Raw genomic sequence first — 12,695 nt, forward strand, 5'->3', positions numbered from 1 at the left:
ATGATGGGCAGGTGCCTACCTTGCCCGACCTCGTCCGCAGGCAGACCGATCTGGATCAGCGCGACCTCGAATGGCTGCACGCGCTGGTGTCGGACTGGCAGCTCCTCGCCGACCTGTCCTTCGCCGACCTGGTGCTGTGGGTGCCGCAGCGCCGGGAGGAGGGCGAGGCCGAGGCCGAGTGGCCGCCGCGCACCGTCGACGGCTGGATCTGCGTGGCCCAGATGCGTCCGACGACGGGCCCGACCGCCTATCCCGACGACCTCGTCGGCCGCGCGGTGCGGACGGGCAAGCGCGGCCTCATCGACGTGGCGTGGCGGGAGCGGCGCATAGTGCGTGAGGGCGATCCGGAGTGGGGGAGCGGCATCCCCGTCCGGGAGGAGTCGATTCCGATCCTCGCCAGGTACGGCTCCAGCACGACCAAGATGCTCGGGGTGGTCCAGCGTTCCACAAACCTGAGTTCGGCGCGGACCCCGTCAAGGCTGGAGCTCACCTATCTGCAGAGCGCCAGCGATCTCGCCCAGATGATCTCCGAGGGGCGGTTCCCGGTGCCGGGCGCGGAGGCCAACCTCATCCGCTCCCCGCGCGTCGGTGACGGCCTGCTGCGGGTGGACCGTGCGGGCCGCGTCGTCTACGCGAGCCCCAACGCGCTGTCGGCGTACCGCAGGCTGGGCCTGGCCACGGACCTCGTCGGCGTCCACCTGGGCGAGACGACGGCGGTGCTGGCCGAGACGAACGCGCCGATCGACGAGTCGTTCATCGGCATGCTCAGCGGCAAGAACCACCGTGAGGTCGAGGTGGAGGCGCACGGCGCGTTCGTGCAGCTGCGGATGATCCCACTGATCGTCTCGGGCGAGCAGATCGGCTCGATCGCGCTGATCCGGGACGTCACCGAGCTGCGCTGGCGCGACCGCGAGCTGATGACGAAGGACGCCACCATCCGGGAGATCCACCACCGGGTGAAGAACAACCTGCAGACCGTCGCGGCGCTGCTGCGGCTCCAGGCGCGGCGGCTGCGCATCCCGGAGGGGCGGGCGGCGCTGGAGGAGGCGGTGCGCCGGGTCGGCTCGATCGCGATCGTGCACGAGACGCTGTCGCACACCCCGGACGAGCTGATCGACTTCGACGAGATCGCCGACCGCGTCATCGCGATGTCGGGCGAGGTGATGGCGTTGGAGACGCGGGTCCATCCCAAGCGGGCGGGCAGCTTTGGGGTGCTGCCCGCGGCGATCGCCAGCCCGATCGCGATGATCCTGACCGAGCTGCTGCAGAACGCGCTCCAGCACGGGCTCGCGGTGCGCGGCGGCACCCTTGAGGTGCTGGTCTCGCGGACGGAGGAGCGGCTGCACGTCGAGGTGCGCGACGACGGGGTGGGGCTGCCCCCGGACTTCGACCCGGAGAGCGCCGACAGCCTCGGCATCCAGATCGTCAGGGCGCTGACCGAGGGGGAGTTGGGCGGCAGCCTGGCGTTCGGCAACCGGGAGACGGGCGGCGCCAGCGTGGTGCTGGACCTGCCGCTGCTCGGGCCGCGCGCGCCGCAGCGCACGGGGTGAGGCGGGTCAGGTCTCGCTCGGCGGCCGGACGAAGACCTCCTGCTGCCCGTCGGGACGGATCAGGGTGAGGGTGGAGTCGGCGACCGACCACGCGTACTCGGGGACGCCGGGCGCGCAGGCGGGCTGGGTGGAGCTGATGATCTCCAGCTTCGTGCCCGAGATGGTGAAGCCGCCCTCGGCCCGGCAGCCGGGCACGGAGAACGTCCAGGAGCCGTGCGCGTCGAACTGCCAGGTGCCCTCGCCCTCGGCCACCTGCCAGGGGCCGACGAGTTCGGGCGGCACCGCAGTCGCGCGCGTCTTGGGCGCCGGGTCCTCGCCGCCGCAGGCCGTCAGCAGCAGCGCGGCGGCGCCCGCGACGAGAGCCGCGCGCGTCCACCGGCCGCCGATCACCGTCCGTGTCATGCCGCAGAACCTACACGGACGGAACGCCGCACGCCGCACCGACCGGGATCTCTCCGGACGTCACGGGCGGAACGCTCGGCGCGGACGGCATGGCTCAGGAACTCCGCGCGGTGTGTCCCAGGGTCCCGGACGATGCAGGCCCGCCTGACATACCGCTCGAACTTCCCGCGCACGGCGCGCGTCAGAACCGTCGGACAGAAACCGTCAGACGGTGACGGTGTTGGCGCGGGCCCGAGCACGGGCGGCGCGGCGCTTGAGGGCGCGACGCTCGTCCTCGCTCAGCCCGCCCCAGACGCCGGCGTCCTGGCCGGAGTCCAACGCCCAACGCAGACACGCCTCGTTGACGTTGCACTTGCGGCAGACCTGCTTGGCCTCTTCGATCTGGAGCAGGGCCGGGCCGGTGTTGCCGATGGGGAAGAACAGCTCGGGGTCCACGTCACGGCAGGCTGCGCGGTGGCGCCAGTCCATGCGTCCACTCCTTCTCGCCACTGAAACCCATGTGAATGGTTTCACGATGTCGGTCGCCCCGAGCCGGGGTGCGGCTTCGGGGAGGCGCGCCGCAGCATCCCAACGGTTGGGCCCCTCGCGGCGCACTTTGAGCGTGGCAGGGCGGCAATGGAGCGCGCAAGTACTTGGAGAAAGGTTTCGTCAGGTATGGCTGTTGGTTGTGTCACACCGTTGGAACATGGATGACACATTCCCTGGGCCCGTGCTTGTCCATAGACGAAACCCCAGCTCAGTGCAATGAGAGTTAGGTCTCAGCGCCTTTGTGGCACGGCTCTCCGGGGTCGCGGAAGCGTCTCAGATGACCACTCGTAGCGCCGCTGGCACACTGCGGAACTCCATGTGCTCCCGTTCTCCCACATATTCGCCGTCCACCTGCATTGCGATCGGCCGGAACGCGGTCAGGGAGAGTTTCTCCGCGCTGTGCAATTCCACGATGTGCCGGCCGCGCGGTCCGGCCGCCGCCGGCACGAACATCTGCGCCAGCGCGGCCAGCACCGGGACGGCCCGGAGCGTCCGGATCGCGAAGAGGTCGAGCCCCGCGCCCAGGCTGGCGCGCGGGCTCGGCAGGATCGGCCGCGGGCCCAGATAGGTGTACGGCGACGTGTTGGAGACGAACGCGAGGAAGAGGCCGCGCGCCACCCTGCCGTTCGCGCGGGCCTCCAACGCGGGCCGGGAACGGTTCGTCGCGGTGAAGAACTGGCGCAGCGCGCACCTGACATAAAGCGCGTTCGACGCCTTCCCCGAACCCTTGCTGCGCGCCTCCTCGACCGCCTTGACGACCTCCGCGTCCAGCCCGACACCCACGGTGAACGTGTAGTACCGCTCCTCCTGGGCCGTCGTGACGTGCCCGAGGCCGATGGTCCTGGTGTGGCCCGTCCGCAGCGCGCCCAGCACCGCGGCGAGCGACCGCATCGGGTCGTTCGGCAGGCCCAGGGCACGCCCGAACACGTTGGCGTTGCCGCCCGGCAGGATCGCCAGCGCGGGCCGCGTCTCGGCCGTCCCCGGCACCGCCATCAGCCCGTTGACGGCCTCGTTGACGGTGCCGTCGCCGCCGAGCGCGATGAGCACGTCGTAACCCTCGCGCGCGGCCCGCTCGGCCAGCTCGATCGCGTGGCCGCGGTGCCCGGTCTCGGCGAGGTCCACCTCGATGTGGCCGCCGAAGGCCCGGATCAACAGGTCGCGGACCTGCCGTGTGGTGGACGATGCCTTCGGATTGGCGATCAACATGGCGCGCACCGCGCCAGCGTATCCGGGGGTACCCTGACGGCGTGTCACCTCGTCCCCGCGCGCTGGCCGTCGCCGCCGCCCTCCAGTCCCTGACCGGTCTCGCCGCCCTGGGCTTCGGGCTGTCCATCGCCGTCGAGACGGTCCTCGGGCACTGGCAGAACCTCGCGACGGCGATCTCGGTGTCGGCGTTCACCGCGGGCGGCGGGCTGGTGATCCTGTACGTCGCGCGCGGCCTGTGGACGGCCCAGCAGTGGAGCCGCTCACCCGCGGTGCTCACCCAGCTCTTCGCGATCCCGGTGTCGGTCTCACTGATCCAGAGCGACCAGCTCTGGTGGGGGTACCCGCTGGTCGCGGTCGCGGCCGTCGCCCTGCTGGCGCTGCTGAGCAAGCCCGTCCTTGAGGCGCTGTACGCCGAGTCCGGCGAAGCGGACGAAGAGGGCGAGAAGAAGGCCGTCTAGGCGGCGCCCAGACGGCCTCGCGGAGCCGGTCGTTCAGTCCTCGGCGGTGAGGCCCTCGCGGAGCTGGGCGAGGGTACGGGCCAGCAGCCGGGACACGTGCATCTGGCTGATTCCCAGCTCGGTGGCGATCTGGGACTGGGTCATGTTGCCGAAGAAGCGCAGCAGGAGGATCTTCTTCTCGCGCGGCGGCAGTTTCTCCAGCAGCGGCTTCAGGGACTCCCGGTACTCCACGCCCTCCAGCGACTCGTCGATCATGCCGAGGCTGTCGGCGACGGCGGGGGCGTCCTCGTCCCCGGAGTCGGGGGCGTCCAGCGAGACCGTCGAGTAGGCGTTGGCGGACTCCAGGCCCTCCAGCACCTCCTCCTCGGTCATCTGGAGGTGGGCGGCGAGTTCCGCGACGGTGGGCGCGCGGCCCTCCTTCTGGGCCAGCTCGCTGATCGCCTTGGTGAGGCTCAGCTTGAGCTCCTGGAGCCGCCGCGGCACCCGCACGGCCCAGCCCTTGTCACGGAAGTGGCGCTTGATCTCGCCGACGATCGTCGGGGTGGCGTACGTGGAGAACTCCACGCCCCGCTCCAGGTCGAACCGGTCGATCGACTTGATCAGACCGATCGTGGCGACCTGGACCAGGTCGTCGAGCCACTCGCCGCGGTTGCGGAACCGGCGCGCCAGGTACTCCACGAGCGGCAGGTGCATCTCGACCAGCTGGTCTCTGATGCGCTGCCGCTCGGGGTCGTCCTCGGGCAGCGCCCGCATCGTGTGGAACAGCTCCTTGGCCCGGGTGCGGTCGGGGACCGCGCTGGACCGTGGAGGCTCCGGCACAACGACCTCGTCGGTCACCGTCTCCTCCTGCTCTTCCTCGGAAGTGCGCTCGGCCGGCGTCACGGAGCTCCACCCGCGCCGCGCCGCTTCTGCAGCGTGACGGTCACCCGGTCGTCGGGGCCGGTGGTGGCGTCCACCTCGCCGGCCAGCGACGACAGCACGGTCCAGGCGAAGGTGTCGCGGCTCGGGGTGCGGCCGTCGACCGTCAGCACCGAGACCGCGATCCGCATGGCGTCGCCGGTCAGTTCGAACTCGCACGTCAGGTCGGTGCCCGGTACGGCCTGGGCGAGCAGCATCGCGCACGCCTCGTCGACGGCGATGCGCAGGTCCTCGATCTCGTCGATGGTGAAGTCGAGCCGTACCGCGAGCCCGGCCGTAGCGGTGCGGAGCACCGACAGATAGGCACTCGCGGCAGGCAGCTTCACCGTGACCACGTCACGCAGGGTGAGCTTCGTGCCTGCCGTCATGGCAGCGGTTTCCTCAGTCACGTATCTCCCTCTTCGGGGTTGCTCCGCTCCCTTGAAACTACCGTGTGCCGGCCCGTCGGGCGTGGTGCCACGCTACCGCGCGACGGCGTGGAGTGCCTCCCCCGCGAGACGGTAACCCGTCCACTCGCTCATCGCCTTGGCGCCGAGGGACTCGTAGAAGCGGATGGACGGGGTGTTCCAGTCCAGGCAGGCCCACTCGTAGCGGGCGTAGCCGCGCGCCACGGCGACGCGGGCCAGCTCGGCCAGGAGCGCCCTGCCGTAGCCGCCGCCGCGGGCCTCAGGGGCGACGTAGAGGTCTTCGAGGTAGATGCCGTGCTTGCCGGTCCAGGTGGAGAAGTTGAGGAACCAGAGGGCGAAGCCGACCGGGGTGCCCGAGGCGTCCTGCGCGAGGTGCGCGAAGACCTTGGGTTCGGCGCCGAAGAGGGCGGCGCGCAGGTCCTCCTCGGTGGCCTCGACCTTGTCCAGTTCCTTCTCGTACTCCGCGAGGTCGCGGATGAACCCCAGGATGACGGGGACGTCCGCGGGCGTCGCGGCCCTGACCTTCGTGCTCATACCGCCAGACTAACGGCGTCCCGTCGTCCGGCGGCCGACGGCGGCGTGACACGACGACGCCCGGAAGCCGCGGCCGGTGCGGGCCGGGCGTCCGGGCGTCGTCGGTGGCCGCCAGGGGCCGGGGGCCGAGGGTCAGCCCTTCTTGGTCTCCCAGAAGATGGCGTCGATCTCCGCGATCTTGGCGAGGAGTTCGTCCGCGACCTTCACGTCGAGGCTGCCCTTGGTCCCGCCGGCGCCGGCCAGCTTGGTCGCCTCGTTGAACAGCGTGTTCAGCTGCGGGTACTTCTCGAAGTGCGGCGGCTTGAAGTAGTCCGTCCACAGCACCCACAGGTGGTGCTTGACGAGGTCGGACCGCTCCTCCTTGATGGCGATGGCGCGGACCTTGAACTGGTCGTCGTCGCTGGCGTGGTACTTCTCGATGGTCGCCTTGACGGACTCGGCCTCGATCCGGGCCTGCGCGGGGTCGTAGACGCCGCACGGCAGGTCGCAGTGCGCCGAGACGACGGTGGTGGGTCGGAGAACGCTCACGGGTCGTGATTCCCTTCGTGAGTCGATGCGGATCGGATCTTGCCGTTCAGACATTACTCCCGCGCGGGTGCGGCGTGATCGAGGAGGTTGGGGATGGGCTGGAAGCCCGTACGGGTCGAGGGGCGCTCGATGCTGCCCGCGCTCGCGCCCGGTGACCTGCTGGCCGTCCGGACGGGCGCCGTGGTCCGTCCCGGCGACGTGGTGGTGGCCCGGCACGCGGGGGCGCTCATCGTGAAACGTGCCACGTTCCGGCAGGACGGCGGATGGTGGCTGGAGAGCGACAACCAGAAGGCGCCGGGACGGCGCGACAGCTGGGATTTCGGCGCGGTCCCGGACACCGAGATCGTCGGCCGTGTGCTGTTCCGCTATTGGCCGCCGCTGCGTTTGCGGCAGGCCGGGGAGCAGTAGCGCCGCCTTTTCCCCGACCCGTCCGCGAGAAAGACGTTGTCGCAGTCGTCGGCGGCGCAGACGCCGAGCGCGCGGAATCCGCGGGCGCCGACCACGAGGCTGAGTCCCATCGCCGCGCCCGCCGCGTAACGGTCGGGCACCGAGCCGTCCTCGGAGAGGTGCAGGTGCCACTCCTGCCCGTCGTGGTTGGACAGCGCCGGGTGGATCGGGTGCCGGAGCAGGAGCTGGTTCACGCCGTCGGCGGCGCGGTCGACGGCGCCCGCGGCGGCCGCCTCGAAGACGCTGCGCAGGTCGTGCCGTAGCTGGCGCATGGCCTCCAGGTCGCGGGAGGTGACCCGGCCCATGAGGTGCGGGCGGATCAGCAGCAGGGAGCGGAGCGTGTCGAGATCGCGCAGCGCGTCCACCGCGGGTTCCCGCGTGTTGACGAGTTCGACCGCCAGGTCCGCGTAGGAGACGAGGTCCACGAGAGCACCTCACGCTGTTCCATAATGCCCGCTCCGGCCCCCGGAGTTCAGTATCGCACGAAAAGGCGAGGGCAGGATGGAATTCTCAACTCGGGGGCGGAGAATGGCGCGCGATTCACATGGTGAAAACAATCTTGCCGAAGTGCGCGCCGGAGGCCATCGCCGCGAACCCGTCCCTGGCCTGGGTCAACGGCAGCACCCTGTCGATCCGTGGCCGCACGCCCGAGGTGTCCAGGAGGCTCGCGAGCCGGGCCAACTGGTCGCGGGTGCCCATCGTGGAGCCGACGACCTGGAGCTGGAGGAAGAACACCCTGGTCAGCTCGGCCGGGGGCGCGTCGCCCGAGGTGGCGCCGGAGATCACGATCCGGCCGCCCGGCCGCAGCGACCTGACCGAGTGGCCCCAGGTCGCCGCGCCGACCGTCTCCAGCACCGCGTCCACCTTGCCGGGCAGCCGCGCGCCCGCCTCAAAAACCGCGTCCGCGCCCAGCTCCAGCGCCTGCTTGCGCTTGGCGTCGCTGCGGCTCGTCGCCCACACCCGGTAGCCGGTGGCCGCGCCCAGCGCGATCGCCGCCGTCGCGACGCCGCCGCCCGCGCCCTGCACCAGCACCGTGCCGCCCGGCTGCACCCCGGACTTCTCGAACAGCATCCGGTAGGCCGTCAGCCACGCCGTCGGCAGGCAGGCCGCCTCCTCGAACGACAGGGACGCGGGCTTCGGCACCAGGTTGCGCCGAGGCACCACCACCTTCTCCGCGAATGTGCCGTCGTGCACCTCCGACAGCAGTGAACGACGCGGATCAAGGGTCTCGTCACCCCCGCCCCGCGCCGGGTCGCCGATCACCGCGTGCACGATGACCTCGTTGCCGTCCTCGTCGATCCCGGCGGCGTCGCAGCCGAGCACGAGCGGCAGTTGTTCCGGGCGCACCCCGACGCCCCTCAGCGTCCACAGGTCGTGGTGGTTGAGGGCGGCCGCCCGGACGGTGACGGTCGTCCAGCCCTCGGGGGCGACGGGGTCGGGGCGCTCGCCCGTCTCCAGTCCGGTCAGCGGATTCTCCGCGTCGATACGCGCGGCGGTCACAGCGAACATGGCCCGCACCCTAACCGGACGGGTCGCGGCGGCCGTCGCGCGGGGTCGGACGACCGGGCCGGGGAATGTGATCCGCGCCACTGCCGGTCATGGAGCACCGTGCTGTCTCGTCCTTTTTGCGTGACAGCTAGGGACGGAGACCTCATGAACCCCATCGGCGGAGGGCCTGGCGCGATCCGTCGCGGGCCCCGGCGGAACACGACGGCGTGCGCGCGGGAAGAGGTGCGCGCGTGACCGCCGCGATCGCCACCTCCGGACTGGTGAAGTCCTTCGGCCGGATCCGCGCGCTGAACCGGCTCGACCTCACCGTGGAGTCCGGCGAGGTCCACGGGTTCCTCGGCCCGAACGGCGCGGGGAAATCCACCACTGTCCGGGTGTTGCTCGGGTTGCTGCGGGCCGACTCCGGCGGGGTGGAGGTGCTCGGCGGCGACCCGTGGCGCGACGCGGTCGCCCTGCACCGCCGGATGGCGTACGTGCCGGGGGACGTCGAGCTGTGGCCGAACCTCACCGGAGGGGAGACGATCGATCTCCTCGGACGGCTGAGGGGCGGCCTCGACCCGGTGGCCAGGGCGGAGCTGATCGAGAGGTTCGATCTCGATCCCACCAGGAAGGGCCGCACCTACTCCAAGGGGAACCGGCAGAAGGTGGCGATCGTGGCGGCGCTCGCCTCCGACGCGGAGCTGCTGCTGCTCGACGAGCCGACCTCCGGGCTCGACCCGCTGATGGAGGCGGTGTTCCAGGACGTCATCAAGAAGATGAAGGCGGAGGGACGCACGGTGCTGCTCTCCAGCCACATCCTGGCGCAGGTGGAGCAGCTCGCCGACAGGGTCAGCATCATCCGGCGGGGCGAGATCGCGCAGACCGGGACGCTCGCGGAGATGCGGCACCTGACCCGCACGACCATCGAGGCCGACCTCGACCGCCCGGCCGTGGGCCTGGACCAGGTGCCCGGCGTCCACGACCTGGTGGCCGAGGGCGGCCGGGTACGGTTCGCCGTCGACGGCGGCCACCTGGACGCGGCGGTGCGGGCGCTGACCGGGTTCGGGCTGCGCGGCCTGACCAGCCACCCGCCCACGCTGGAGGAGCTCATGCTGCGCCACTACGGCGACGAGCTCGCCGAGGCGGGCGGGGGGAACCGGTGACCGCGACCACCGTCCGGGAGCCGAGCCGGGCGCACACAGGCCGTCCGCCCGGCCACGTGCTGGCCGGGACCGGCACGCTGATCCGGCTCATCCTGCGGCGCGAGCGGATCAAACTGCCGTCCTGGCTCCTGGGCGTCACCCTGCTGCTCGCCTACTTCGACACCGTGGTGTCGGAGAGCACGAAGACGCCCGAGCAGCTCCAGGACGTCAAGCGGTTCACCGAGGGCACGATCGGTGCCGTCTTCGGCCCCGGCTACGGCCGGGACGCCATCACCACGGAGCGGTACGTCGTCGGCGTCTACGGGCTGTTCTTCTTTGTGCTGGCGGCGCTGATGACCCTGCTGCTGGTCTCCCGGCACACCCGGCTCGACGAGCAGCACGGCAGGGTCGAGCTGCTGCGCGCCACCGTGGTGGGCAGGTACGCGCAGCTCACCGCGGTGCTGGCGGTGGCCGTCGGCGCGAACGCCCTGCTGGCGCTGCTGCTCGGCGGCGTCCTGGCCGGGAAGGGCTACGACGCGGGCCAGGGGCTGCTGTTCGGCGCCGGTGTGGCCGCGGTGGGGCTGGTCTTCGCCGGGATCACCGCGTTCACCGTCCAGGTCACCCAGTACTCACGGGCCGCGACCGGGATCGCGGGCGCGCTGCTGGGGGCGGCCTGGGTCGTCCGGGCGGTGGGCGACATGATCCAGGACCACGGCAGCCCGCTGTCCTGGTTCTCGCCGCTGGCCTGGTCGAACCAGACACGGCCCTACGTCGACGGGCGATGGTGGCCGCTGCTGCTCTCGCTCGGCCTCGCCACGGCGGCCACGGCGGCCGGTTACGCGCTGTCGGCCCGCCGCGACGTCGGCGCGGGCCTGGTCGCCGCCCGCACCGGCGCGGCAACGGCGGCACCGTGGCTCGCCTCCCCGCTCGCCGCCGCGTTCCGGCTCCAGCGGTCCGCCCTGTTCTGGTGGACGGCGGCGCTCTCGGTCTTCGGCTTCGTCTTCGGCGGGGCCGCCGACCAGATCGCCGACGCGGACGGCATCAGCGCGGACCGCCTCGACATGTTCGGCGGCTCGGCGGACACCCTGGTCAGCGGTTATCTCGGGGTGATCACGCTGTTCACCGCGGTCTTCGCGGGCGTCATGGCGGTCCTGGGCCTGCAGGCGGTGCGCGCGGAGGAGGCGAGGGGACGTGCCGAACCGGTGCTGGCGACGGCGACCAGCCGCACGGCGTGGCTGGGCGGCTACGTGGCGGTGCTCTCGCTCGGCGTCGTCGGGCTGCTGCTGGCCGCCGGGTTCACGACCGGGCTCGGCGCCGCCCTGTCGGTGGGCGACGCCGCCCTCCTCTGGGACGTGACCGTGGCGCACCTGGCGCACGCGCCCGGGGTCCTGGTGCTGCTCGGCGTCGCGGTACTGCTGTTCGGGCTGCTTCCCCGGGCCATCGGCGCGACCTGGGCACTGATCGGCTACAGCCTGTTCGCCGGTGTTTTCGGGACACTGCTGGACCTGCCACAGGGCGTGCGCGACCTGCTGCCCATGGAACACACCGGCCGCCCCCCACTGGACGACGTCCCCTGGCCGGCACTGGCGATCCTCCTGGTGATCGCCGCCGCGCTGACGGCCGCCGGGATAGCCGGCTTCCGCCGCCGCGACCTGGAGACAAGGTGAACCACCGGTCGCGGGCCGCGCCCGCGACCGGCCCCCCGCGAAAAGGAACACCGGAGCAGGGGAGGAGGCGGCTGGCCGAATCGCGCCACCCGGCGGATTTTATGGCCGGCATTTAGGCTGACTGCATCTGGGTTTTGCTACCGTACGTGCCAAGGGAAGAAAGGCGGTTTTGCCGCCCTTTCCAGACGCCACGGCGACGGCGTCTCCATGGCACATTGAGGCTTGCGCTCGGTGAAAAGGCGTAGGTGCTTCACTGAGGAATGGGACCGACGCGGTATGTCCATCTCGAACCTGTACAGTGACCTGCGCCCACGGGCGTTCGTGATCGCCTACCAGATGCTCGGCAGCGTGAGCGAGGCCGAGGACGCCGTGCAGGAGGCGTTCCTGCGGATCCACCAGACCCTGCAGCGGGACGAACAGATCGAGTCGCCGCAGGCGTACCTCACCACCGTGGTCACCCGGATCGCCGTCGACCACCTGCGTTCGGCGCGGGCGCGGCGGGAGCACTATGTCGGTGAATGGCTGCCGGAGCCGTTGGCCACCGGGTCGCTGCCGGCCGAGCAGGCGGAGATGGCCGACTCGCTCTCCCTCGCCTTCCTGGTTCTGCTGGAGAGCCTGACCCCGCGGCAGCGCGCCGCGTTCCTGCTCCGTGAGGTCTTCGAGTACCCCTACGCGGAGGTCGCCAGGATCGTCGGCACGGACGTGGACAGCGCCCGCCACCTGGTCGCCCGCGCCCGGAACCAGGTGCGGCAGCGCCGGTCGCGCTACCACGCGTCCCGGCGGCGCCGGGACGAGCTCGCGCGGCGCTTCTTCGCCGCCGCCGAGCACGGCGACCTGCCCGCGCTGGAGAAACTGCTCGCGGACGAGGTGACGCTGTACGTCGACGGCGGCGGCAAGGCGCCCGCGCTGATGCGTCCGGTCAGCGGGCTGCTGCGGGTGGCCAGGTCCCTGGTGGGCGCGACGTCCGCGCTGGCCGCCCGGGGGATGCGGGTGGTCACCACCGACGTGAACGGGCAGCCGGGCGCCGTGACGGTCGACGCGGACGGCAGGCTGATCGGGGTCCTCGGGCTCGACGTGGCAGGGGACCGGATCCGCGCCATCCACTTCGTCGCCAACCCTGACAAGCTCCGCCACCTGGAACGTGCCGGTAGGGGTTTCCACGCGCCGTCCCCGTGATTCCACCGATTCCCCGGGACGGCTCGCAGATTGGTTTATCGGGTCTTCCGGAGATGTGCCGGGGCTATTGACGCGCCTGCCTATTTTGAGGATTATTGGTGGAGCACGGCGCTTTCTCCTTGTGGAAATCCAGAACCGGGGACGTCACCTCGGGGGAGTTTATGGCAGAAGTACTGTTGTGCACCGCGGAATCGTGTCGGCTGAGTTTTGACGGAGAATCGAGGGGCGGACCCCGCCGGGTCGG

The 12,695-nt window shown here is 71.2% G+C and carries 15 protein-coding genes; 6 read left to right on the forward strand and 9 right to left on the reverse strand.

What is annotated here, in order from left to right:
• Positions 1–11: 11 nt before the first annotated feature.
• Positions 12–1,550: a PAS domain-containing sensor histidine kinase gene (locus LO762_RS02990; protein ID WP_230612115.1), complete on the forward strand. Its 1,539-nt coding sequence runs from the start codon at positions 12–14 to the stop codon at positions 1,548–1,550.
• A 6-nt stretch (positions 1,551–1,556) separates the two neighbouring features.
• Here LO762_RS02990 and LO762_RS02995 read toward each other — a convergent pair whose 3' ends face one another.
• The 3 genes from LO762_RS02995 to LO762_RS03005 form a co-directional block, all read right to left on the reverse strand.
• A complete protein-coding gene (locus LO762_RS02995) occupies positions 1,557–1,952 on the reverse strand; it encodes a DUF5640 domain-containing protein (protein ID WP_230612116.1) in 396 nt (131 codons plus the stop codon).
• Positions 1,953–2,156: 204 nt separating this feature from the next.
• Positions 2,157–2,420, reverse strand: a complete 264-nt coding sequence (locus LO762_RS03000; RefSeq protein ID WP_230612117.1) for a WhiB family transcriptional regulator — start codon at positions 2,418–2,420, stop codon at positions 2,157–2,159.
• A gap of 333 nt (positions 2,421–2,753) precedes the next feature.
• Positions 2,754–3,686 carry a diacylglycerol kinase family protein gene (locus LO762_RS03005; RefSeq protein ID WP_230612828.1) on the reverse strand — a complete coding sequence of 311 codons (933 nt, stop codon included), beginning with the start codon at positions 3,684–3,686 and terminating at the stop codon, positions 2,754–2,756.
• A 41-nt stretch (positions 3,687–3,727) separates the two neighbouring features.
• On the opposite strand from LO762_RS03005, the gene LO762_RS03010 reads away from it, so the two are divergent.
• Positions 3,728–4,144, forward strand: a complete 417-nt coding sequence (locus LO762_RS03010) for a hypothetical protein (protein ID WP_230612118.1) — start codon at positions 3,728–3,730, stop codon at positions 4,142–4,144.
• A gap of 33 nt (positions 4,145–4,177) precedes the next feature.
• Here LO762_RS03010 and LO762_RS03015 read toward each other — a convergent pair whose 3' ends face one another.
• The 4 genes from LO762_RS03015 to sodN all read right to left on the reverse strand — a co-directional run bounded on the left by LO762_RS03015 (position 4,178) and on the right by sodN (position 6,531).
• Positions 4,178–4,897, reverse strand: coding sequence for an RNA polymerase sigma factor SigF (locus LO762_RS03015; protein WP_230612830.1), 720 nt, complete (start codon positions 4,895–4,897; stop codon positions 4,178–4,180).
• Between the two features lie 125 nt (positions 4,898–5,022).
• Entirely contained in the window at positions 5,023–5,451 is a 429-nt protein-coding gene (locus LO762_RS03020; protein WP_230612119.1) for an anti-sigma factor, read from the reverse strand.
• A 72-nt stretch (positions 5,452–5,523) separates the two neighbouring features.
• Complete coding sequence (locus tag LO762_RS03025; protein WP_230612120.1) at positions 5,524–6,003, reverse strand: GNAT family N-acetyltransferase; 480 nt, start codon at positions 6,001–6,003, stop codon at positions 5,524–5,526.
• A gap of 132 nt (positions 6,004–6,135) precedes the next feature.
• Entirely contained in the window at positions 6,136–6,531 is a 396-nt protein-coding gene (gene sodN, locus LO762_RS03030; protein WP_230612121.1) for a superoxide dismutase, Ni, read from the reverse strand.
• A gap of 93 nt (positions 6,532–6,624) precedes the next feature.
• On the opposite strand from sodN, the gene LO762_RS03035 reads away from it, so the two are divergent.
• Entirely contained in the window at positions 6,625–6,939 is a 315-nt protein-coding gene (locus LO762_RS03035) for a S24 family peptidase (protein ID WP_230612122.1), read from the forward strand.
• On the opposite strand, the gene LO762_RS03040 is transcribed toward LO762_RS03035, so the two are convergent.
• Positions 6,897–7,403: an ABATE domain-containing protein gene (locus tag LO762_RS03040; RefSeq protein WP_230612123.1), complete on the reverse strand. Its 507-nt coding sequence runs from the start codon at positions 7,401–7,403 to the stop codon at positions 6,897–6,899. The genes LO762_RS03035 and LO762_RS03040 overlap by 43 nt on opposite strands.
• 115 nt (positions 7,404–7,518) lie before the next feature.
• Positions 7,519–8,487 carry a zinc-binding dehydrogenase gene (locus tag LO762_RS03045; RefSeq protein ID WP_230612124.1) on the reverse strand — a complete coding sequence of 323 codons (969 nt, stop codon included), beginning with the start codon at positions 8,485–8,487 and terminating at the stop codon, positions 7,519–7,521.
• 230 nt (positions 8,488–8,717) lie between these two features.
• Between LO762_RS03045 and LO762_RS03050 the strand changes: the two genes are divergently transcribed.
• The 3 genes from LO762_RS03050 to LO762_RS03060 all read left to right on the forward strand — a co-directional run bounded on the left by LO762_RS03050 (position 8,718) and on the right by LO762_RS03060 (position 12,451).
• On the forward strand, positions 8,718–9,629 hold the full coding sequence (locus LO762_RS03050; RefSeq protein ID WP_230612125.1) for an ABC transporter ATP-binding protein: 912 nt from the start codon (positions 8,718–8,720) through the stop codon (positions 9,627–9,629).
• The gene (locus LO762_RS03055) at positions 9,626–11,275 is read left to right on the forward strand and encodes an ABC transporter permease (protein WP_230612126.1); all 1,650 of its coding nucleotides are present in this window, start codon (positions 9,626–9,628) and stop codon (positions 11,273–11,275) included. The genes LO762_RS03050 and LO762_RS03055 overlap by 4 nt, the downstream gene beginning before the upstream one ends.
• A gap of 276 nt (positions 11,276–11,551) precedes the next feature.
• Complete coding sequence (locus LO762_RS03060) at positions 11,552–12,451, forward strand: RNA polymerase sigma-70 factor (RefSeq protein WP_230612127.1); 900 nt, start codon at positions 11,552–11,554, stop codon at positions 12,449–12,451.
• Positions 12,452–12,695 lie beyond the last annotated feature (244 nt).

It is taken from the genome of Actinocorallia sp. API 0066 (genome assembly GCF_020991275.1).
Classification (GTDB): Bacteria; Actinomycetota; Actinomycetes; order Streptosporangiales; family Streptosporangiaceae; genus Actinocorallia.

What these genes read in the sequence shown, in the direction of transcription:
- LO762_RS02995 (WP_230612116.1), bottom strand. Translation starts at nt 1,952, where the DNA reads ATGACACGGACGGTGATCGGCGGCCGGTGGACGCGCGCGGCTCTCGTC.
- LO762_RS03000 (WP_230612117.1), bottom strand. Translation starts at nt 2,420, where the DNA reads ATGGACTGGCGCCACCGCGCAGCCTGCCGTGACGTGGACCCCGAGCTG.
- LO762_RS03005 (WP_230612828.1), bottom strand. Translation starts at nt 3,686, where the DNA reads ATGTTGATCGCCAATCCGAAGGCATCGTCCACCACACGGCAGGTCCGC.
- LO762_RS03015 (WP_230612830.1), bottom strand. Translation starts at nt 4,897, where the DNA reads ATGCGGGCGCTGCCCGAGGACGACCCCGAGCGGCAGCGCATCAGAGAC.
- LO762_RS03025 (WP_230612120.1), bottom strand. Translation starts at nt 6,003, where the DNA reads ATGAGCACGAAGGTCAGGGCCGCGACGCCCGCGGACGTCCCCGTCATC.
- LO762_RS03035 (WP_230612122.1), top strand. Translation starts at nt 6,625, where the DNA reads ATGGGCTGGAAGCCCGTACGGGTCGAGGGGCGCTCGATGCTGCCCGCG.
- LO762_RS03045 (WP_230612124.1), bottom strand. Translation starts at nt 8,487, where the DNA reads ATGTTCGCTGTGACCGCCGCGCGTATCGACGCGGAGAATCCGCTGACC.
- LO762_RS03060 (WP_230612127.1), top strand. Translation starts at nt 11,552, where the DNA reads ATGTCCATCTCGAACCTGTACAGTGACCTGCGCCCACGGGCGTTCGTG.